The sequence below is a fragment of the Isoptericola sp. NPDC060257 genome (genome assembly GCF_042726645.1).
GTDB lineage: Bacteria > Actinomycetota > Actinomycetes > Actinomycetales > Cellulomonadaceae > Isoptericola > Isoptericola nanjingensis.
This window is the reverse complement of record NZ_JBHXAW010000009.1, coordinates 1-20,165: the sequence shown is the minus strand read 5'-3', so window position 1 is coordinate 20,165 and position 20,165 is coordinate 1. Positions and strand designations below refer to the sequence as shown.

The 20,165-nt window shown below is 71.5% G+C and carries 17 protein-coding genes; 10 read left to right on the top strand and 7 right to left on the bottom strand.

All coding sequences use genetic code 11. The features are described 5' to 3' along the window. Window positions 1-42: 42 nt before the first annotated feature. Complete coding sequence (locus tag ACFWEK_RS01635) at window positions 43-2,580, top strand: polysaccharide lyase family 8 super-sandwich domain-containing protein (RefSeq protein ID WP_430552867.1); 2,538 nt, start codon at window positions 43-45, stop codon at window positions 2,578-2,580. An 85-nt stretch (window positions 2,581-2,665) separates the two neighbouring features. Here ACFWEK_RS01635 and ACFWEK_RS01630 read toward each other — a convergent pair whose 3' ends face one another. The 3 genes from ACFWEK_RS01630 to ACFWEK_RS01620 form a co-directional block, all read right to left on the bottom strand. Further along, complete coding sequence (locus ACFWEK_RS01630; protein ID WP_430552881.1) at window positions 2,666-3,418, bottom strand: carbohydrate ABC transporter permease; 753 nt, start codon at window positions 3,416-3,418, stop codon at window positions 2,666-2,668. A 74-nt stretch (window positions 3,419-3,492) separates the two neighbouring features. Beyond that, on the bottom strand, window positions 3,493-4,443 hold the full coding sequence (locus ACFWEK_RS01625; protein WP_430552866.1) for a carbohydrate ABC transporter permease: 951 nt from the start codon (window positions 4,441-4,443) through the stop codon (window positions 3,493-3,495). Window positions 4,444-4,489: 46 nt separating this feature from the next. Continuing rightward, window positions 4,490-5,695, bottom strand: a complete 1,206-nt coding sequence (locus ACFWEK_RS01620; RefSeq protein WP_430552865.1) for an extracellular solute-binding protein — start codon at window positions 5,693-5,695, stop codon at window positions 4,490-4,492. Window positions 5,696-5,865: 170 nt separating this feature from the next. On the opposite strand from ACFWEK_RS01620, the gene ACFWEK_RS01615 reads away from it, so the two are divergent. From ACFWEK_RS01615 to ACFWEK_RS01585, 7 genes are all read left to right on the top strand, one after another. Next, window positions 5,866-6,876 (top strand): LacI family DNA-binding transcriptional regulator, encoded by a 1,011-nt coding sequence (locus ACFWEK_RS01615; RefSeq protein ID WP_430552880.1) that lies wholly within the window; start codon window positions 5,866-5,868, stop codon window positions 6,874-6,876. Between the two features lie 49 nt (window positions 6,877-6,925). Then, window positions 6,926-9,241 (top strand): alpha-xylosidase, encoded by a 2,316-nt coding sequence (gene yicI / locus ACFWEK_RS01610; protein WP_430552864.1) that lies wholly within the window; start codon window positions 6,926-6,928, stop codon window positions 9,239-9,241. Next, window positions 9,238-10,179, top strand: coding sequence for a D-isomer specific 2-hydroxyacid dehydrogenase family protein (locus ACFWEK_RS01605; protein ID WP_430552863.1), 942 nt, complete (start codon window positions 9,238-9,240; stop codon window positions 10,177-10,179). The genes yicI and ACFWEK_RS01605 overlap by 4 nt, the downstream gene beginning before the upstream one ends. A 1-nt stretch (window position 10,180) precedes the next feature. Then, window positions 10,181-10,717, top strand: coding sequence for a gluconokinase (locus ACFWEK_RS01600; RefSeq protein ID WP_430552862.1), 537 nt, complete (start codon window positions 10,181-10,183; stop codon window positions 10,715-10,717). 93 nt (window positions 10,718-10,810) lie between these two features. Next, on the top strand, window positions 10,811-11,254 hold the full coding sequence (locus ACFWEK_RS01595) for a MarR family winged helix-turn-helix transcriptional regulator (RefSeq protein WP_430545751.1): 444 nt from the start codon (window positions 10,811-10,813) through the stop codon (window positions 11,252-11,254). A gap of 127 nt (window positions 11,255-11,381) precedes the next feature. Then, the gene (locus ACFWEK_RS01590; protein WP_430552861.1) at window positions 11,382-12,863 is read left to right on the top strand and encodes an MATE family efflux transporter; all 1,482 of its coding nucleotides are present in this window, start codon (window positions 11,382-11,384) and stop codon (window positions 12,861-12,863) included. Between the two features lie 77 nt (window positions 12,864-12,940). Beyond that, entirely contained in the window at window positions 12,941-13,981 is a 1,041-nt protein-coding gene (locus ACFWEK_RS01585) for an NAD(P)-dependent alcohol dehydrogenase (RefSeq protein WP_430552860.1), read from the top strand. 41 nt (window positions 13,982-14,022) lie between these two features. On the opposite strand, the gene ACFWEK_RS01580 is transcribed toward ACFWEK_RS01585, so the two are convergent. From ACFWEK_RS01580 to ACFWEK_RS01565, 4 genes are read right to left on the bottom strand one after another with little or no spacing between them, the layout of a single operon-like run. Continuing rightward, entirely contained in the window at window positions 14,023-14,904 is an 882-nt protein-coding gene (locus ACFWEK_RS01580; RefSeq protein ID WP_430552859.1) for an alpha/beta fold hydrolase, read from the bottom strand. 38 nt (window positions 14,905-14,942) lie between these two features. Beyond that, window positions 14,943-15,770 carry a DUF6999 family protein gene (locus ACFWEK_RS01575; RefSeq protein ID WP_430545755.1) on the bottom strand — a complete coding sequence of 276 codons (828 nt, stop codon included), beginning with the start codon at window positions 15,768-15,770 and terminating at the stop codon, window positions 14,943-14,945. Then, window positions 15,770-16,498 (bottom strand): iron-containing redox enzyme family protein, encoded by a 729-nt coding sequence (locus ACFWEK_RS01570; RefSeq protein ID WP_430552858.1) that lies wholly within the window; start codon window positions 16,496-16,498, stop codon window positions 15,770-15,772. Before ACFWEK_RS01570 ends, ACFWEK_RS01575 begins: the two co-directional genes overlap by 1 nt. Continuing rightward, window positions 16,495-17,625 carry a 3-oxoacyl-[acyl-carrier-protein] synthase III C-terminal domain-containing protein gene (locus tag ACFWEK_RS01565; protein ID WP_430552857.1) on the bottom strand — a complete coding sequence of 377 codons (1,131 nt, stop codon included), beginning with the start codon at window positions 17,623-17,625 and terminating at the stop codon, window positions 16,495-16,497. The genes ACFWEK_RS01570 and ACFWEK_RS01565 overlap by 4 nt, the downstream gene beginning before the upstream one ends. Before the next feature lie 477 nt (window positions 17,626-18,102). Here ACFWEK_RS01565 and ACFWEK_RS01560 point away from each other — a divergent pair, with 477 nt between their 5' ends. Both ACFWEK_RS01560 and ACFWEK_RS01555 read left to right on the top strand, forming a co-directional pair. After that, on the top strand, window positions 18,103-18,348 hold the full coding sequence (locus tag ACFWEK_RS01560) for a hypothetical protein (protein ID WP_430552856.1): 246 nt from the start codon (window positions 18,103-18,105) through the stop codon (window positions 18,346-18,348). A 28-nt stretch (window positions 18,349-18,376) separates the two neighbouring features. Continuing rightward, window positions 18,377-19,369 (top strand): HNH endonuclease, encoded by a 993-nt coding sequence (locus tag ACFWEK_RS01555; protein WP_430552855.1) that lies wholly within the window; start codon window positions 18,377-18,379, stop codon window positions 19,367-19,369. Window positions 19,370-20,165 lie beyond the last annotated feature (796 nt).

Below are 20,165 nucleotides of genomic sequence, written 5' to 3'. Positions count from 1 at the left end.
ATCTTGGTTGGATATCGACATCGTCGAACAAGGGAGTTCGTCATGCCGGAGCCGACTCGCCGCCAGGTCCTCGCCATGGTGCCCGCCGGGGCCTTCCTGGCGATCGCTGCGCCGCTACGCGCCCGCGCGGCCACCCCCACGGACCACCCTCGTCTCCTGGCGAACGCCCGCGCGATCTTCGCCGGCACGGCGGCATCGAACAGCCGGCCGGAGGCCGCGGCGAGGCTCGCCGCGATCCACTCCGCCGCGCGCTCGCACCTCGCCGGTCTGGACGGCGCGGGGCCCGGCGAGCTGTTCGCCGGCGTCCCGCTCGGCACCAGCGACCCGAACCTCAGCACCTCGTTCCTCCGGCTGTACGAGATCGCCCTGGCCACCAGCACCCCCGGCTACGCCTCCGACCTCGTCGGCAGCACGACGGTCCGGCGCCGCGTGCTCGACGGGCTCGAGTGGCTGCACGCGCACCACTTCGGCGACCAGGCGACCGGCTACTACGGCAACTGGTTCACCTGGGAGATCGGCATCCCCGCGAGCGTCAGCAAGACGTTCGCCCTCCTCACCGACCTCATCGCAGCGGAACGCCCCGCCCTGATCCCGCGGTACGTCGCCTCCATGGACGCCTACCTGCGTCACGGCAAGGACGGCGACGTCGACCTCGACTCGCGCTTCCACACCGGCGCAAACCTCGCCGACATCACGACCAACCGCGTGCTGCAGGGCGCCGTCACCGGCGACGACGCCCGCGTCGCCAAGGCGATCGCGGACCAGTCGACGGTGTTCGCGACGATCGACCCGTACGACATCCAGCACGGCAACACCGACGGCTACTACGCCGACGGGTCGTTCATCCAGCACCACTCGGTGGCCTACACCGGGTCGTACGGGCGCACGCTGCTGACCCGCGTCGTGCAGACCATCAAGCTGCTCGACGGCACCTCCGCCGCCGGCGGCACCGAGCTGCCCGACGTCGTCCACGGCTGGGTCCGCGACGGTTTCGCACCCGTCATCGTCGACGGCTGGATGATGGAGATCGTCAAGGGCCGGGCGGTGTCGCGCACCGGCACCGGGTACGCCGACGTCGCCACGGTGCTCGAGGCCGCCGTCGACCTCGGCGGCTACACGAGCGCCGAGAACGCGACCGCCCTCGGCGCGTACGTCCGCCACCTCGCGACGGCGTCGCCCACGCCGCCGGACCCCGCCCGGTTCGTCTCGCCGGTGAGCGCCGTGAGGTACGCCGACCTCCTCGCCGAGGCGGGAGCCCCCGTCGCGGACCTCAACCCGCCGGAGCGCTCCGTCGCCCTCAACGCGATGGACCGCACCGTGCACCGCCGCCCCGGGTACACGTTCGCGCTGGCGCGCAGCTCGGACCGCATCAGCCGGTACGAGTACATGAGCGGCGAGAACCTCCGGCCGTGGTTCCAGGGCGACGGGGCCCACTATCTCTACCTCGCCGGCCAGGACCACACGCAGGCGTTCGGCGTCGACTTCTACACCACCGTCTCGCCGTACCGCCTGCCGGGCACCACCGTGCCCGTCGAGGAGCGGCAGTCGATCCCCGAGCTGTACGGGCAGGCCTGGTACGAGAACCCCGGCCACCCGCTCGGGTTCACCTCGTCGTCGGAGTCGCAGAACACCTACGTCTACTTCCCGCGCGGCACGAACGCCTTCTCCGGCGGCGCGACGCTGGGCACGTACGGCGCCGCCGGCATGGTGCTGTCGGACGACGTCCCCTGGCTCGACGCGCAGGCCGGCGTCCTGCCGGACGACTTCGTCGCCTACGCGAACGCCCGCGCGGTGAAGTCGTGGTTCCTGCTCGACGACGAGGTCGTCGTCCTCGCCGCGGGCATCCGCGACGAGCACGGCCGCGCCGTCGTCACGACGCTCGACTCCCGCATCGCCGCGCCCGGCGACGGGGTCGTCGTGACGGGCGCCCGCACCGACGGCGGCCCATGGTCGCCGTCGGACGGCGCCGCGACGCTCGCGTGGCTGCGGTGGGACAACCCCGGGCAGGGCGTAGCGGTCGGGTACGCCGTCCTCGACTCCGAGCCCGTGCGCGTGACGCTCGAGGACGTGACCCGCAGCCGCCGCACGGTCCGGACGTCGAACCCCGACACCGCGGTGACGAAGCGCGTGTTCACGGCCGCCGTCGAGCACGCGGCGCAGCCGTCGCCGATCGCGTACGCGATCGTGCCCGGCGCGACCGCCGAACAGCTCGCCGGCTACGGGCGGCGCGGCCCGCTGGACGTGCTCGCCAACGACGAGCGCGTGCAGGCCGTGCGTCACTCCGGCCTCGGGCTCACGGCCGCCACCGTGTTCCGGGGCCGCGCCCACATCCGGAACCTGGTGGTCGACGGCCCGGCGTCGGTCCTCGTGCGCGAGGACGACGACGGCGTGACCCTCGCGCTGTCCGACCCGACGATGCGGCGCGACGCCGTCACGGTGACGGTCCGGGGCCGGCGCCTCGACGTCGTCGCTGCGGACGACGGCGTCGAGGTACGCCGGGTGCCGGGCGGCACCGAGGTCCGGGCGCGCACGCACGAGGCGTACGGCGCGAGCCTCACCGCGACGCTGCGGCGCCGTTAGATCGCACTGCGTCCTGGCCTGGCCTGGCCTGGCCACGTTCATCCGCGACCGGGCGAAACGCCCACGGGAGCTCCGTCCGGACGGCTCACTTCACCGCGCCGCCGAGCGCGCCGGCGGCGATGTACCGCTGCGCGAGGACGAGGAGCACGATCGCCGGCACGGAGGAGATGACGGCGCTCGCCATGACGGGCCCCCAGCTCTGGACGTTGCCCTGCAGGTAGTCGTAGATGCCGAGGGTGATGGGCTTGATGTCCGCACCCGTGGTGAGGGTGAGGCCGAACATGAAGTCGCTCCACGCGAAGAGGAAGCTGAACAGCCCGGCGGTGATGAGCGAGTTCTTGCTCACGGGCACGATGATCGACCAGAACGCGCGGAAGTGGCCGGCGCCGTCGACGCGCGCCGCCTCGGTGAGCGCGGGCGGGATGGACCGCATGAACGCGCTCATGATGAGGATGGCGAACGGGATGCCGTGGGTGGCGTTCGCGAGGATCAGCCCGACGTACGTGTTGAGCAGGCCCAGGTCGTTGAACAGCGTGTAGAGCGAGTTCGCGATGACGATGCCGGGGATCATCTGTGCCAGGAGCAGCACGAACAGGAAGATCCCCATGCCGCGCAGGCGGAACCGCGACAGCGCGTAGGCGGCGGGCGTGGCGACCACCAGCGACACGAGCACCGCGCCGAGGGCCACGATCATGCTGGTGACGAGGTTGCCCGTCTGGTCCTCCCACGCCCGCTGGTAGCCCTCGAACGTGACGTTCGTCGGGAAGAACGAGCTGTTCGCCGCCGTGCCTCCACCCTGGAGGGACACGTTGACCATCCAGTAGACGGGGAACAGCATGACCGCGAGGAGCACGATCCCGACGATCGTGTACCGCAGCTTCCGGGCGTCGGTCGTCTGATTCACGATGAACCTCACTCATCCACGGCGCGCTTGTTGACGCGCAGGTACACGACGGCGAACAGCAGCGACACCACGATGAGGATGTTGCTGACCGCGGCGCCGGTGCCGAAGGAGAACTCCTGGAACGAGCGCCGGTAGGAGTCGGTGGCCAGGGTCTGGGTCGCGTTGGCGGGTCCGCCGCCGGTGAGGCCCAGGATGATGTCGAGCACCTTCAGGGTGTAGATCACGCCGAGCACGAGGACGACGCTGACCACGGGCCGCAGGTTGGGCCAGGTGATGTGCCAGAACGCCTTGGCGCCGGTGGCGCCGTCCAGGGCGCCGGCCTCGTAGAGCTCGTCGGGGATGTTCTGCAGCCCGGAGTACAGCAGCGTCATGTTGAACGGGATGCCCACCCAGACGTTCACCAGGACGACGGCCACGAGCGCGACGTCGGGGCTGGTGAGCCAGTGGACCGGCGCGATGCCGATCGAGCCCAGCGCCTCGTTGAGGATGCCGCCGTCCTGGTCGAGGATCCACTTCCACACCGCGGTGCCCGCGATCATCGGCAGCAGCCAGGGCAGCAGGAGAAGTGACCGCAGCACGTTCCCCAGCGGGAACCGCCGCTTGAAGAACAGAGCGAACAGCAGCCCGATGACGAACTGGCCGACGATCGAGCCGAGCGTGAACAGCGCGGTGTTCAGCACCGTGGTGCGGAACAGGCCGCTCGTGACGACCTCGACGTAGTTGTCGAGCCCGACCCACGGCGCCTCGCCCGAGACGAAGGTCCGCACGGTGTAGTCCTGCGACCCCATCACGAGGTTCTTGACGATCGGGTACCCGAAGAACACGAGCACGTACGCGATCGCGGGCACGAGGAACAGCCACTGGGCGGTCCGCTCGCGCATCCGGGCGCGGCTGCGCCGACGGTCGGCGCCGCGACCGGGCGCGACGACGGACGCCGGGCCGGCGAGGGTGGTGGTCATCGTCGATCCTTCCTCGGTGACGACGCGCGCGACGTGAGCGTGCGCATCAGTGCTCCGTCGCCCGCTCGAGGGCTTCCGCGGGAGGCTCGCTCCCGGTCAGCGCGAGCTGCTGGGCGGTGTAGATCTGGGTGGCGGCGCCGGGCCAGTCCGGCCCGAGCAGCGCGGTGCGCGACCGGGCGGTCTGCACGGTGTCGACGAACGTCGCCACGACCGGGTTCTCGGCGGCCGCCTCCGCGGCGACCTCGGTGTCCGACGGGACGGCGCCGCGGCCGGTCGCCATCGCGAGCTGGTGCTCGCCGCGGGTCACGCACGCGACGAAGTCGCCGGCCTTCGCCATCTTCTCGGGGTTCCCGGTGCGCGGGACGGTGAACGCCTCGCCGCCGAGCGGCGCCTCGAGCGTGTCCCCCGCCTCCGGGACGGGCAGCGGGACGGCGGCGTAGTCGAGCCCGTCGGCCGCCTCGAGCGCGGGCATGTTCCACGGCCCGTTGACCATCATCGCGGCCTTGCCCGCGATGAACTGGTCGTTGACGTCGTTCTGCGACCAGTTGACGACGCTCGACGACGCGTACCCGTCCTGCACGAGGCCGTTGACGAACGAGAGCGCCTCGACCGCCTGGGGCGACGTGAGGTCGTCCTCGTCCGCCCCGTTGCTCCACAGGTAGGGCAGGAACTGCCAGGTGCCCTCGAAGGTGTTGGCGGCGCTGAACGCGAGGCCGTAGCGCCCGTCGGTGGTCAGCGCCTCGGCGGCCGCGCGCAGCTCGTCCCAGGTGGTGGGCGGCTCGATCCCCGCCTCGGCGAGCGCGTCGACGTCGTAGAACAGGCCGACCGTGTTGACGACCGGCGCGATGCCGCACAGGTCGCCGTCGTAGGTGCCCGCGTCGACGACGCCCTGCGGGAACCCGTCGCCCGTGATGCCGTAGTCGGTCAGCGGGCTGAGCGCGCCGGACGACGCGATCTGCTGCACGTCGGGGTTGTCGAGCATGAGGACGTCGGGGAGCGTGTCCGACGACGCCTGCTGCAGGACGGTCGCGATGAGCCCGGAGCCTGCCACGTGGTTGGCCTGCACCTTCATCCCGACCTCGGCGGCGCAGGCGTCGTAGACCTCCTGGTAGACGGGCGCGCTGGTGTCGGACAGCGTGTCGGTCACGACCAGCGTGCCGTCGTCCGCACGGGCACCGCCGCTGCAGGCTGACAGCCCCAGGACGACGACGGCGGCCGACGCCGCGCCGACGGCGGTGTGGGTTCGTCGCACAGTCGTAGCTCCTTCGCTCGGTTCACGTGACGGCGAGGTTAGGCACGACCCGGCGAGACTGTCAAAGCGCTTTACCAATCTCGCCCGGCTGTGTGATCATCGATCCGCAGCACCGTTCCCGAGCCCGGTGCCCGACCTGATTCCCGACCTGAGGAGTGCCCGTGGTGACCATGCAGGACGTGGCCGACCGGGCCGGCGTCTCCCTGACGACCGTGTCGTTCGTCGTCAACGGGACCAAGCGCGTGGCCCCGGCGACGCGCACCCGCGTCGAGGACGCGATGGCCGACCTGGGGTACCGCCGCAACGTGCTCGCCCGGGCCCTGGCGAGCCGCCGCAGCCACATCGTGGCGCTGGTCTTCCCCGCCCTGCAGCACCGCCTCGGCAGCACCGCGCTGAGCATCGTCACCGCGGCCGCGAGCGCCGCGACCGAGCGGGGCTTCAACGTCGTGCTCTGGCCGGTCGACGACGTCGCCCAGCTCGACGACTACCTGTCCGGCGGGCTCGTCGACGGCGTCCTGCTGATGGAGGTCACCGCCGACGACCCGCGCGTCGCGCTGCTCGCCGAGCGCGAGGTGCCCTTCGGGCTGATCGGCCGGACCGAGGACACGACCGGGCTGTCGTACGTCGACATGGACTTCGCCGGCATGGTCGCCACCGGGCTCGACCACCTCACCGACCTCGGCCACCGCCGGGTCGCGCTGTTCCTCGGCGAGCCGGGCGGCCCCTCCGGCCCCGCGTGGTCGGGGTACGGGCCGGTCGTACGCACCGCGCAGGCCTACGAGGCCGAGGCGGCCCGCCGCGGCCTCGACCCGATCGTCGTCCGCGGCGGCCAGGACCCGCGCTCGGGCCGGCAGGCCGCCACCGCCCTGGTCGCCGACCACCCCGACGTCACGGCCGTCCTCGTCCTCAACGAGGCGGCGCTGTCCGGCTTCGTGAACGGGCTCGTCGCGGCCGGGCGCGCCGTCCCCGACGACGTCTCCGTCCTCGCGCTCGCGACCTCCGCGGCGGACCTGGCCACGGCGGACCCCGCCGTCAGCGCGGTCGTCGCGCCCGGCGCCGAGCTCGGCGCCCGCAGCGTCCAGGACCTCGTCGACCGCCTCGCCGACACGTCCGCGGCCCCCACCCACGACCTCCTGCCCGGCACGCTCCGGCTCGTCGGCTCCACCGCCGACGCCCGCTGAGACCGGCCGGCGCGCCCCGCACCACCCGCACCACGGAAGGCCCTCCCCCATGAAGTTCACCGACGGTTTCTGGCACGCCCGCCCCGGCGTCGCGATCCACTACGCCCGCGAGGTGGACCGGGTCGCCGCCGACGGCGCGAGCCTGCGGTCCGTCGCGCCGACCAAGGTCGTGCGGCACCGCGGCGACACCCTGAACAACCCGGTCATCACGACGACGGTGTCGTCGCCGATGGAGAACGTCGTGCGGGTGCAGCACGTCCACCACAAGGGCCGCCAGGAGCCCCGCCGCTTCGAGCTGGACCTGCTCGACGGCGTCGGCGAGGCGAAGGTCGTCGACGGCCAGGGCACGCTCACCACCGGCGACCTCAGCGTGCAGCTGTCTGCCGGGAAGTCCTGGGAGCTGTCGTTCCACGCCGGCGGGCGCCGCCTCACCGGGTCGAGCGGCAAGTCGGCCGCGTGGGCCGACGTCGCCCCCGACGCCTCGGTCGACCACGGCCCGATCGAGCTGCACCGCGACGGGCGCACCAGCTACGTGTTCGACCAGCTCGACCTGGGCGTGGGCGAGCTCGTCTACGGCCTGGGCGAGCGCTTCGGTCCGGTGGTGAAGAACGGCCAGACCGTCGACATCTGGAACTACGACGGCGGCACGTCCAGCGAACAGGCGTACAAGAACGTGCCGTTCTACCTCACCACGGGCGGGTACGGCGTCTTCGTCAACGACCCCGGTCACGTCTCGTTCGAGGTGGGCTCGGAGGCCGTCGAGCGCGTGCAGTTCTCTGTGCTCGGCGAGGCGCTGGACTACTTCGTGGTCTACGGTCCCGACCCGAAGACGATCCTCGAGCGCTACACCGCCCTCACGGGCCGGCCCGCCGAGATCCCCGCCTGGAGCTACGGGCTGTGGCTGTCCACGAGCTTCACGACCGACTACGACGAGGCCACGGTCAACTCGTTCATCGACGGGATGGCGGAGCGGGACATCCCGCTGAGCCTGTTCCACTTCGACTGCTTCTGGATGCGCGAGTTCAACTGGTGCGACTTCGAGTGGGACGAGCGGACCTTCCCGGACCCGGAGGGCATGCTGGCCCGGCTGCACGACCGCGACCTGCGGGTGTGCGTGTGGATCAACCCGTACATCGCCCAGCAGTCGACCCTCTTCGACGAGGGCATGGCGGCCGGCTACCTGGTGAAGCGCCGGGACGGGTCGGTCTGGCAGTGGGACCGCTGGCAGGGCGGCATGGGCCTCGTCGACTTCACGAACCCGGACGCCGCCTCCTGGTACAAGGACAAGCTGCGCGTGCTGGTGCGCCAGGGCGTCGACGCGTTCAAGACCGACTTCGGCGAGCGGATCCCGGTGGACGTCGAGTACTTCGACGGCTCCGACCCGGAGCGGATGCACAACTACTACACGCACCTGTACAACGAGGCGGTGCACGAGGTGCTCGCTGAGGCGCGCGGCGCGGGCGAGGCCGTGCTGTTCGCCCGGTCGGCCACCGCTGGTGGGCAGCAGTTCCCGGTGCACTGGGGCGGCGACTCCACGGCGTCGTACGTGTCGATGGCCGAGTCGCTGCGCGGCGGCCTGTCGCTCGCGTACAGCGGGTTCGGGTACTGGAGCCACGACATCGGCGGCTTCGAGATGACGCCGGACGCCGGCGTGTTCAAGCGCTGGACGGCGTTCGGCCTGTTCTCCAGCCACAGCCGCATGCACGGCAGCGGGTCCTACCGCGTCCCGTGGATGTTCGGCGAGGACGAGTCCGACCCGACGAGCGCCGTCGCCGTGACCCGCACGTTCGCGCGGTTCAAGAACCGGCTCGCGCCGTACCTCGTCGCCACCGGGCACGAGGCGCACCGGTCGGGCACGCCGATGATGCGGCCCATGCTGCTGGAGTTCCCCGACGACCCCGCGGTGCCGCACCTGGACCGCCAGTACATGCTCGGGTCCGACCTGCTCGTGGCGCCGGTGTTCAACGCCGAGGGCGACGTCGACCTCTACCTGCCCGACGGCGAGTGGGCCGGCCTCCTCACCGGCGAGCGCGTCGCCGGCGGCCGCTGGGTGCGGGAGAACCACGGCTTCGACTCCCTACCGGTCTACGTCCGCGCCGGCGGCGTCGTCCCGCTCAGCGCCCACGAGGAGCGCCCGGACGCCGACCACCTCGACGGGCTGACGCTGCTCGTGCTCCCCGGAGCCGTCGGCTGGACGCGGAGCGTCGAGGTCGACGGCGCCGACGGCGAGGCCGTGGCGTTCACCGTCCGGCGCGACGGTGACGAGGTCGTCGTCGAGTCGGCGCTCGGGGCGGGCTGGTCGGTCGAGGTCGTGGGCGGCGCCCGCGCGCAGGCCGCGGACGGCGTCGCGCGGGTCGCGGCATGAGCGGCCCGACGGCGGGCCCCGGCGTCAGCGTCGCGCACCCCGGCTCGGACCTGCCCGGCTGGCTGCCGGACGCCGTGGAGGCGGCCGGCGGCCGGCTGGTCGCGCCGGGCCCGGAGACGGAGGGCCTGCTCTGGTTCGGCGGCGACCTCGCCGTCCTGCGGTCGGCGCTGGCGTCCGCGCCCGGGACCCGCTGGGTCCAGCTCCCGTCGGCCGGGGTCGACGCGTACGCCGACGCCGGGCTGCTGGAGGCGCCCGGCATCACCTGGACCTCCGCGAAGGGCTCCTTCGCCCGCCCCGTGGCCGAGCACGCCCTCGCGCTGACCCTGGCGACGCTCCGGCACCTGCCGGAGCGCGCCCGCGCCCGCTCGTGGGGCAGGTCCGCCGGGACGTCGCTGTTCGGGGCCGACGTGCTCGTCCTCGGCGCCGGCGGCATCGCCCGCACGTACCTCGACCTCCTGGCGCCGTTCGGCACGCGCACCGTCGTGGTCCGCCGTCGGGCCGAGCCGGTGCCCGGCGCCGAGCGCACCGTCACCACGGACCACCTGGCGGCCGAGCTCGCCCGGGCCGACGTCGTCATGGTGGCCGCGGCGCTGACCACGCAGACCCGGGCGCTGCTGGGCGCGGACGAGCTGGCCGCCATGAAGCCCGGCGCCGTCCTCGTCAACATCGCGCGCGGCGGGCTCGTGGACACCGACGCCCTCGTGGCGGCGCTGGCCTCGGGCCGTCTCGGTGGCGCGGCGCTCGACGTCACCGATCCGGAGCCCCTGCCCGACGGCCACCCGCTGTGGGACCTGCCGACCGCGCTGATCACCCCGCACACCGCGGACACCCCGGAGATGGTCGCGCCGCTGCTGCGCGCGCGGGTCGAGGAGAACCTCCGCCGGTTCGTCGCGGGCGAGCCGCTCGACGCCGTCGTCGACCCGGCCACGGGCTACTGACGTGGGCCCGGTCCGCGTCGACGACCTGCGCGGCGTCGTCGTCATGGGCGTCGCGGGCTGCGGCAAGTCGACGGTGGGCGGCCTGCTCGCCGCCCGCCTGGGCCTGCAGTTCGTGGACGCCGACGACCTGCACCCGCCGTCGAACGTCGCCAAGATGTCGGCGGGGACCCCGCTGACCGACGACGACCGGCTCCCCTGGCTCGCCCGCGTCGCGGAGGTGCTGCGGGCCGGGGCCGATGCGGGCAGCCCTGTCGTCATGGCCTGCTCGGCCCTGCGCCGGTCGTACCGCGACGCCCTGCGCGACGGCGCGGGCGGCGGCGTCCTGTTCGTCCACCTACACGGCGACCGCGACCTGCTCGCGCGGCGGATCGCCGCGCGCGCGGACCACTTCATGCCGCCCGCGCTCCTGGACTCGCAGCTCGCCACGCTCGAGCCGCTGGGCGCCGACGAGACCGGCGTCGTGGTCGACGTCGACCGGCCCGCGGACCGCGCCGTCGACGTCGTCGCGGCCCTGTTCAACCCCACCGTCCCGTCCTGACGCCGCCGGCACGACGCCGCTCCGTCCGCCGCGCCGGGCGACGTCGCCTGCCCCTCGTTGACACTTAGGGTTCTAACGGTTAGATTTCTACTCATGACCGAGCAGCCCGTGCCCACCAGCAGCCTGGAGCTCGTCCGTTGGATCGGATGGGCCCAGCGCAAGGCGGCCGAGGACTGGATCCGCGAGCGCGAGCTCAGCCACGAGCAGGCCTTCGTGCTCGGTTACCTGGTCCAGAACCCCGGCGCGATCCAGCGCGACATCGCCGAGGTGAGCCGCACGAGCGCGGCGAGCGTCACGAGCCTCCTGCAGGGACTCGAGCGCCGCGGCCTCGTCGAACGCCGGCCCGAGCCCGGCAACGCGCGCGTGAAGCGCGTCCACGCGACCCCTGACGGCGCGCAGCTCGTCGCCGGATTCTCCGACGCGATCGCCGCGGCCGACGAGACGATCCTCGCCCCGTTGGACGCCGCCGAACGAGAGACCCTGCGAGCCCTCCTGACCAAGATCGTCTCGGAGCTGCCGCAGCCCACCCGGGACTGACCCGCCCGGCGCCGCCGCGCCGCGCACGACCGGCTCCCCCTCTCAGAGCCCACCCCTCACTCCTTCCCCCCGCCGCGCCGGCGTCCGTCGGCGTGCGCCGAGGCCTGCCCGAGACGGAGCAGCAGCCATGAGCACCACCGACCTCACCACCCCCGATCCCACCTCCCCCGACACCACCACCACGGCCGCGGCCGCGGCCGACGCCGTCGGCACCAACCGCTGGTACCTCTCCTCCGCCCCGATCGTCCGCGCCCTCGTGCACCTGTGCGTGCCGATGGCCGCCGCGATGATCGTCGGCGCCGTCTACAACGTCATCAACGCGGGCTTCGTCGGTTCGCTGCACGACAACGCGCTGCTCGCCGCCGTCACGCTCGGCACCCCGATCCTGGGCCTGGTCATGGCCGTGGGCGGCGTGTTCGGCGTCGGCGGCGGGTCGCTCATCTCCCGCCTGCTCGGCGCGGCCGAGCGCGACCCCGCCGAGGCCGCGAAGGTCAAGCACGTCTCGTCCTTCGCCGTCTGGGGCGCGGTGATCACCGGCGCCGTGCTCGGCGCCCTGGGGCTGGTGTTCCTCCAGCCGCTCGTCGCACTGCTGGGCGCCGACGCCGCGACCGCCGCGGCGACGGGCACGTACGTCGCCGTCATGCTCCTCTTCGTGCCCGTGCTGACCGCGGCGTTCTGCCTGGAGCAGCTCGTGCGGGCCGAGGGGGCGTCACGCCAGGTGATGCTCGGGCTGATCGGCTCGACCGTCCTCAACCTGGTGCTCGACGCCGTGTTCATCCTCGGGCTGCACTGGGGCGTCGCGGGCGTCGCCGTCGCCACCGGCCTGTCGAACCTCGCCGTCGTCGCGTACTTCGCCGTCTGGCTCACCCGGCACAGCGAGCACCTGAGCGTCGCCCCGCGCTGGTTCACCCTCTCCCCCGCCGTGCTCAAGCCCGTCTTCGGCGTCGGCGTCGGCGAGCTGCTCCAGGCGTCCTTCCTCATCGTCACCTCGCTGGTGCTGAACAACCTCGCCGCGGCCTACGGCGACGGCCCGCTCGCCGCCATGGGCGTCGCCGTCCGCATCGCCCAGGTCCCCGAGTTCCTCCTCATGGGCGTCACCCTCGGCGTCCTGCCGCTGCTCGCCTACGCCTACGGCAAGGGCGACCGCGGACGCCTGACCGCGGCGCTGCGCACGTCCGCGCTCACCGTCGGCGGCGTGGGGGTCCTGTTCTCCGCCGTCGTGATCCTGTTCCGCGACCAGGTGTTCTCCGTGTTCGTCTCCGATCCCACGGTCCTCGCCATCGGCGCGACCATCCTCACCGCCCAGCTCGTCGCGATGATCGCCAACGGCTTCGCCGGCCTCCTCACCTCGCTCTTCCAGGCCACCGGCCGGGCCACGCCCGCGATCGTCATGTCCCTGGCGCAGGGCGTGCTGTTCATCCCCATCGTGATCCTCGGCAACCTCTGGTTCGGGCTCGCCGGCATCGTCTGGGCACTGACCGTCACCGAGATCCTCGTGTGCCTCGTCGGCGTCGTGCTGTGGCTCGCGTTCCGCCGCGCCATCGACCGGGGGCTGGCGGAGGGCAGCCCGCAGCGGGCACAGGAGACGCTCGCTGCCGCGGGGGCCTGACGGTGCCTGGCGCCGCACCCGGCGACGGGCCGCGGCACGTACTGTGAGCGCCGCACCACTGACGAAGGAGAACTCTCTTGCGCACCGTCAACGCCTACGCCGCCCCGTCCGCGACCGAGCCGCTGGTCCCCACGACCATCGAGCGTCGCGACGTCGGCCCGAAGGACGTCCTGATCGCCATCCGCTACGCGGGGATCTGCCACTCCGACATCCACACCGTGCGCGGCGACTGGGGCCCGATCACCTACCCCCAGGTCGTCGGCCACGAGATCGTCGGCGAGGTCGTCGAGGTCGGCCCCGCCGTCACCAAGCACGCCGTCGGCGACCGGGTCGGCGTCGGCTGCATGGTCAACTCGTGCCGCGAGTGCGAGAACTGCCGCGCCGGCATGGAGAACTACTGCCTCCAGGGCAACACCGGCACGTATGCCGCCGTGGACCGCGACGGGAGCATCACCCAGGGCGGCTACTCCACGCACGTGGTCGTGGACGAGGACTTCGTCCTGCGTGTCCCCGCCGCCCTCGACTACGCGGCCGCCGCGCCGCTGCTGTGCGCGGGCATCACCACCTACTCGCCCCTCGCGCACTGGAACGCCGGCCCCGGCAAGCGGGTCGCGGTCGTCGGCATGGGCGGCCTCGGCCACATGGCCGTGAAGATCGCCGCGGCGATGGGCGCCGAGGTCACCGTTCTCTCGCGCACCCTGGCGAAGAAGGACGACGGCCTCGCCTTCGGCGCGACCGACTACTACGCCACCGACGACGCCGCCACGTTCGAGGCGCTCGCGAACCGGTTCGACCTCATCGTCAACACCGTCAGCGCGCCTCTCGACCTGAACCTCTACCTGCGGCTGCTGCGCCTCGACGGCACCATGGTCAACGTCGGCGCCCCGCCGGAGCCGCTGCCGATCCAGGTGTTCTCGCTGTTCAACAACCGCCGGTCGTTCGCCGGCTCCAGCATCGGCTCCATCGCCGAGACCCAGGAGATGCTCGACTTCTGCGCCGAGCACGGCATCGCGCCCGAGACCGAGCTCATCGCCGCCGACCAGATCAACGACGCCTACGAGCGCGTGCTGTCCAGCGACGTGCGCTACCGGTTCGTCATCGACACCGCGACCCTGTAGCACCGCATCGCCGCCCTCGCGGGCCGGTGCCGACGTCGCTGTCAGACGGCAGGGGCGTCGGCGCCGGCGAGGAACTCCCGCAGGGCGGCGGCCACCTCGTCCGGGGCCTCCTCGGCCTGGTGGTGACCGGACCCGATCTGGCGGTGCCGCAGCGGCCGGTCGAGCCACGGCTCCCAGATGGCGGCCGGGTCGCCGTGGATGTCCAGGTCGTCCCCGGTCGACTCGAGCAGGAGCGTCGGGCACCCGACCCGGCGCCCGGCCGCGCGGTCGTCCTCGTCGTGGCGGCGGTCGATGCCGAGACCGGCGCGGTAGTCCTCGCACATCCCGTGCACGACGGCGGGGTCCCGCAGCGCCTCCCAGACGTCGGCGTGGTTGCCGGGTCCGATGTCCTCCGGCGGCGGCGTGCGGTACCAGGCGTCGGGGTCGGCGGTGATGACGCGCTCGGCGGGCTTGTCGTCCTGGGCGAGGAACCACCAGTGCCACCAGGCGCGGGCGAACCGCGCGTCCGTCCGTTCGAGGTGCTCGACCACGGGCAGCCCGTCCATGACGACGAGGTGCGTGACCCGCTCCGGGTGGTCCATGGCGGTGCGGAAGGCGACCAGCGACCCGCGGTCGTGGCCCACCACGGCGAACCGGTCGTGGCCCAGCGCGGACATCAGGTCGACGACGTCCCGCGCCATCGCCCGCTTGCTGGACTGCGCGTGGTCCGGCGCGTCGGGCGGCAGCGTCGACCTCCCGTAGCCGCGCAGGTCGGGGCAGACCACGGTGTGCTCCTGCGCGAGGAGCGGCGCCACCGCGTGCCACGTCGTGTGGGTCCGGGGGTGCCCGTGCAGCAGCACCACCGGCGTGCCCGTGCCGCCGTGCCGCACCCGCAGCGTCACCTCGGGAAGTTCCACCCGGTCCAGCCGGAAGCCGTCGAACATGCGGCGACGCTAGCAACGCGCCCGGGTGCACGCCCTGCCTACTCCCCCTCGCCCCGCTGCCGCGCGATCGAGACCAGGTGGGCGTGGGCGTACTCGCAGACCAGCGCGTGCCGGTAGACGAGCTGCGGGACGTCCACGTTCGTGTCCATCCAGAGGCTCAGGGCGCCCATCTTCCAGTGCTCGAACGTCTCGTCGTCGGTCAGGACGGCGAGGATGCTCAGGAAGGAGTCGTCGAAGCGCAGCGAGTGGATCGCGCGGCGGAACTCCTCGAGGTTCAGCGCGATGCAGAACGGGATGTTCATCAGGCACAGGGCCGTCTGGATGTCGAGGCGCAGCAGGCGGGGGCGACGGCGTTCGGGGTCGAGGTCCGGCACGTCGAGCTGGGCGAAGTTCAGGCGCTCGGGCGCCGTGATGTCGATCCCTTCGAGCGCGATGAGCACGTCGTAGACGTTGACGTCGTGCTCGACGACGGCGTTGTCCCCCAGCCCGGACAGCGTCGTCGGGCGCAGCGTGACCGGCTCGATGGCGGCCGGGGTGTTGCGGATGATGAAGTTCACCAGGTTGGTCTCCACCACGAAGTGGCGGATCAGCAGCTCGACGGCGTCCGGCGACACGAACCTGCGCAGGAACCACAGGCACAGCGCGTCCATGGTGGCGAGGGTCATCCACCGGCCGGGGAACACCCGCTTCACGACCGAGAGCACGGCCACCAGCACCCGGGAGACGATCCGCGCGATCGGGTACAGCAGCCGCCGGGACGGGCGCTGCTGGTCCTCGATGATCATCCGCACCAGCGGCTTGTCGAGCGGCACCGAGGGGTCGGCGTAGATCGCCTCCCACATGCTCGGGTCGGACCTCACCGGCATCAGATCTCGTCCAGCTCGGTCAGCTGCATGACGTAGAGCCGGGCCACCACCCGCGCGCAGGTGACGATGGCGTCGGCCGCGTCGTCGTCGATCCGGTCGGACGTGAGGATGGCGTCGAGCGTGCCGGTGTGCTCGGCGTCGGCGTCCTGGTGGTAGGCCATGAAGTGCACCTGGTTGTCCGCCAGCCCGAGCACCTCCTGGAACCGCCGGGCCCACACCCCGGCCTTCTGCGCGCCGAGCCCCTCGATGATGAACATCGCGCCGAGGCACCCGACCGGGTTCGGCTTGCTCGCCTCGTGGAACATGTAGCCGGACAGCGCCTGGGAGCCGAGGTTCTTCCGGCCCGCGCGCAGCGCCTCGAGGGAGCCGCCGACGGCGACGTAGTCGCGCTCGAGGAGCAGGTGGTCGCGGTGCTCCTCCAGCGCGTGCGAGATGGCGGCCGAGCGGAGGTCGAAGTGGTCCATGTCGAAGTTGGACGCCGCCCGCGCGATCCACAGCGACCCGTCGACCACCTGCTGGCGCAGGTTGTGCAGCAGGCGCTGGTAGTCCGCCACCGTCACGTCGCCGTCGTCGAGCGCCCGCAGGATCGGCACCTCGGCCAGCCGGGCCTCGAAGTCCGTCCAGACGTCGGAGAGCCGGGCGAGCAGCCCGGCCCGGTCCGGCTGCGGCGGGCGGTAGCCCTCGACGGTCTCGGTGCTGGTCCGGGTGCTGATCTCGCTGCTGGTCATCTGGTGCTCCTTCGCGGTGCGACGACGGTCAGGTGGGCGAACCCGAACGAGAACCGTCCGGACTCGGGGACGGCGAGGAGGATCGTGTCGCCCGGCGCGAAGCGCCCGGTGCGCCACGCCTCCTCCAACGCGATGAAGATGCTCGCGGCGCCGGTGTTGCCGCAGGTCTCCAGGTTGGAGAACCAGCGGCTCGTGTCCATGCCGGGGACGCGCGCGCTCAGCGCGTCGAAGACGACGTCGCGGAAGGCGTTGGTGCTGTAGTGGCAGAGCACGTGGTCGAGCTTCTTGAGGTCGATCAGGCCGCGGTCCACGAGCTCCTCGAACTGCGCCAGCCCGGCCGCGGCGAGCTCGTCGAGCACGGCCGTCTCCTGCCGGATCTGCAGCAGCCCGGCCTTCTCGGCGGTGGCCACGTCGTCGTAGTCCTGCCAGGTCCGCCCGGCGACCGCGGTGGGGCCGTCGAGGCCGGCACGCATGCAGACCTCGTGCTCGTGCGCCAGGGACACCTGGCGGACCCAGTCCACGCGCAGCGACGGCTTGTCGGGTCGCGGCTGGAACTCCACGATCGCAGCGCCCGCGCCGTCGGACAGCATCCACCGCAGGAAGTGCGCGTCCAGGTGGTCCTCGACGCCGTCGAACCGCCGCTGGTGCAGCCACCGGCTCGCCAGCTCCGAGCCCACGACTGCCGCCCTCGGGTGGTCGCCCAGCCGCACCTTGCTCACCGCCGCGTCGAGCGCCGCGATGCTGGACGCGCACACGCCCGAAGCCGTCAGCGTCTGCATGGGGCCGCCGCCGAGCCGCCCGTGCACCATCGACGCGAACCCCGGCACCAGCAGGTCGCCCTGCGTCGTCGCGCAGGCGAGCATGCCCAGGTCGGACGCGGCGATCCCCCGGTCGGCCAGCGCGTCCTCGAGCGCGTGGACGGCGAGCTCCTCGTTCAGCTCGGTGGTGCGGCCCTCGTCGTCTAGCGCGTAGTACCGCTGCCGGATGCCGTTGGCGCGCTGGATGCGGGCGCGCAGGCCGTCCGTGCGCTTGTCGACACCACCGAGCCGGCGCGCCACGTCCTCGTTGGCTACCGGTTCGCCGGGAAGGTACCGGCCCAGGCCGGTCAAGTACGCGGTCGCTGGCATGGGTGTATTCAGCCACACGCGACCCCGTCGTGTCGCTGGTTTCACAACACCCCGACATGTCCGAACTCTGGACCTCGTCAGGTGGAGTCCTCAGCTGCCCTCGCGTGGTCCGGCTTGATTCATCGCGCAGGCGGACCAGATGCCCCCTGTACAGCGGGCTTCACGATCGGGGGGCGTGACTACCGGACGTTCGCGGGCAGGTCAGAAGTTGATTATGTAGGCCAAAGTCCAGGATCGTTGAGATTCCGCGGTTTCTGCGTACGCTGCGAGCGGTCGTGCAACTCGCGTGCCACTCGAAACGGAGCTGCGGACTCGTTGCAGCCATGTGTCCCGTCAAGCCTACCGATCCAGAGAAGTGACACGATGGTCACCTTCAGCATCGTGCCGAGCATCCCGGCGCGCTCAGGGCAAGTGGATCCAAGGTGGTACGCCCGGCACTGCTCGCGCTGGCGTCTATGAGCTGCCAAGCTCCTGCGCATGGCGGACAAGAAGGCACTGCAATCGTGGGTACTTGAAGCTCTCCAACAGCTCAACGGCCAGGGAACGGTCGTCGAGGTCTCCAAGGTGGTGTGGCAGCTCCATGAGTCTGACCTTCGAGCTTCTGAGGACCTTTTCTACACCTGGCAGTACGACATCCGATGGGCCGCCCAGCAGCTCCGCGATGATGGACGCCTCCGGCGCGCGACTGCCCCTCGAAGCCGTGAGCCCTGGCGCCTGCCCTGAACGCTGAGCTCCCATCAGGAGGTGGTCGATGGCATTCACACAAGCGGACTACTACGACCTCACGCCTGCTCAGGCAAGGCGGCAATGGCAGTCGATCCTCGCGCGTCCGTGGCCTGCAGCCGGCAAACGTCAAGTCCCGTTTGTGCCGGTCGAGACGCTCCTCTGCCTCGCAGGAATGTTCGTAGTCGAGCATTCCCGCTTCGGCAGCGGCAGCGCCCACCGCGCGCCGGAACCGGTGCAGTCGCTCGCGTCCCTCTTCAAGCGCCCATCGACAAGCATCATCGCCAAGATGAACAACCTGGACGGTTCCCGATCACGCGGCGCCAGCAGCGACCTCGTCGTCGGCTCCTTCCTCCGGACGAACCTTGACGCGATGGTCAATCTCTATCGGGTCATCATGGCTGCTGGGCGCGCGACCGGTCTCGCCGCCACCAGGCTCCCCGACTTCCTCGACGTTGAAGGCGGGCGCGACTTGGAACTCCTTGGTCAGGACGAGCTCGGCGGCGGGGCGCTCGAGTCGGTGGTCGAGCGCGAGATTCAGCGATGGGTTCACGACAGTGTCAACGAACAGGTGACGGAACGTCTTGTCTTCGCCTCACTGAGGGTCGGACAGCATCGGTTCGCCACCGCGGTCCTCGACGCCTGGTCCCGCGAGTGCGCGTTCTGCGGCTTCGCCATGCACGATTCCGCGCGCCCGTCGTTGCTCCGTGCAAGTCACATCAAGCCATGGCGGGACTCGAAGCCACGTGAACGTCTCGATGAAACGAACGGGTTCGCAGCATGCCCCGTCCACGACGCAGCGTTCGACGCCGGGATGATGACAGTCACCGACGATTTGGACGTCCAGGTCTCCACCAGGCTGGCACGTACGATCGGCGCTAACCCCGCTGCACGGGCCTACTTCACGGCTCCACAGCTCCGACCTCGAGTGATGAGCCCGCGCAACGGACGCCCCCCAGGTGCGACCTACACGCAGTGGCATCGCACCCGGGTTTTCGACGACTCGATAGCTTCGACCTGAAGCGAGAGCACCGGTTCACCCGACGCAACCTTGGCTTGAGAGTTCGCCCCGCAGTACCGACATGGCGGCCAGCCCGCGCACTCACCGTCTTCCTTGACACCGTGGCGATGCACTCAGTCCGCGAATCGCCCTACCTCCTGAACAAGCGCTAGGCCGATGGTCGGGCCGGCGAGACTACACGACTCGTGGACGGTGTCAAAGCGGCCGCCAAGCTGCACGAGCGCTCGTCTCCGATGACGCTTGGCGCCACATCCTCCAAGTGCTCGACGAACCGAAACCCTTGCCGAGGTAAGTCTCGAGGGCGACCTCGAGCTCGCGCGGGGAACTGGCGGTGCGCAGCTCGAACCGATCGTCGCCGTTCCAGGGAATCGGACATTGAGCAAAGCGCCCGCTAGCTGTTTCGTCCTTCGTCCCTAGGTTCGGGCCATTACCGTCACCACGCTGCACCGACTTCTGGGCAGCCGCGCTGGCGGGCCCCTTGACCGATGCTCTGCTCGATCCCGGCGGCAGTCGGGGCATTGCCGAAAGAGGGGAAGGTCAGAACTCCTCCGGGAGAATTCAACACCGCAGGGGTGTGTTCAAGACGACGTCGGCGCGATCCCAAGTTCCGGCGGCAATGCCATTTTGCTGGAGGTACGCCTCATTGATGGCCCCACCGCTGCCGCTTCCGCTCGTAGGCGCGTGTACTCGAGCTTCGCGCCCCCCACCAAGCTCCGCCGCAGCCCGACGGCGCCGTCGATGGTTCTAGCGAGCATGACCTCTAGCAGGCAGGCAACATACAGCTCATCGGCGGAGG

What these genes read in the sequence shown, in the direction of transcription:
- ACFWEK_RS01635 (WP_430552867.1), top strand. Translation starts at nt 43, where the DNA reads ATGCCGGAGCCGACTCGCCGCCAGGTCCTCGCCATGGTGCCCGCCGGG.
- ACFWEK_RS01630 (WP_430552881.1), bottom strand. Translation starts at nt 3,418, where the DNA reads ATGCTGTTCCCCGTCTACTGGATGGTCAACGTGTCCCTCCAGGGTGGA.
- ACFWEK_RS01625 (WP_430552866.1), bottom strand. Translation starts at nt 4,443, where the DNA reads ATGACCACCACCCTCGCCGGCCCGGCGTCCGTCGTCGCGCCCGGTCGC.
- ACFWEK_RS01615 (WP_430552880.1), top strand. Translation starts at nt 5,866, where the DNA reads ATGCAGGACGTGGCCGACCGGGCCGGCGTCTCCCTGACGACCGTGTCG.
- yicI (WP_430552864.1), top strand. Translation starts at nt 6,926, where the DNA reads ATGAAGTTCACCGACGGTTTCTGGCACGCCCGCCCCGGCGTCGCGATC.
- ACFWEK_RS01605 (WP_430552863.1), top strand. Translation starts at nt 9,238, where the DNA reads ATGAGCGGCCCGACGGCGGGCCCCGGCGTCAGCGTCGCGCACCCCGGC.
- ACFWEK_RS01595 (WP_430545751.1), top strand. Translation starts at nt 10,811, where the DNA reads ATGACCGAGCAGCCCGTGCCCACCAGCAGCCTGGAGCTCGTCCGTTGG.
- ACFWEK_RS01590 (WP_430552861.1), top strand. Translation starts at nt 11,382, where the DNA reads ATGAGCACCACCGACCTCACCACCCCCGATCCCACCTCCCCCGACACC.
- ACFWEK_RS01580 (WP_430552859.1), bottom strand. Translation starts at nt 14,904, where the DNA reads ATGTTCGACGGCTTCCGGCTGGACCGGGTGGAACTTCCCGAGGTGACG.
- ACFWEK_RS01575 (WP_430545755.1), bottom strand. Translation starts at nt 15,770, where the DNA reads ATGCCGGTGAGGTCCGACCCGAGCATGTGGGAGGCGATCTACGCCGAC.
- ACFWEK_RS01570 (WP_430552858.1), bottom strand. Translation starts at nt 16,498, where the DNA reads ATGACCAGCAGCGAGATCAGCACCCGGACCAGCACCGAGACCGTCGAG.
- ACFWEK_RS01565 (WP_430552857.1), bottom strand. Translation starts at nt 17,625, where the DNA reads ATGCCAGCGACCGCGTACTTGACCGGCCTGGGCCGGTACCTTCCCGGC.
- ACFWEK_RS01560 (WP_430552856.1), top strand. Translation starts at nt 18,103, where the DNA reads ATGGCGGACAAGAAGGCACTGCAATCGTGGGTACTTGAAGCTCTCCAA.
- ACFWEK_RS01555 (WP_430552855.1), top strand. Translation starts at nt 18,377, where the DNA reads ATGGCATTCACACAAGCGGACTACTACGACCTCACGCCTGCTCAGGCA.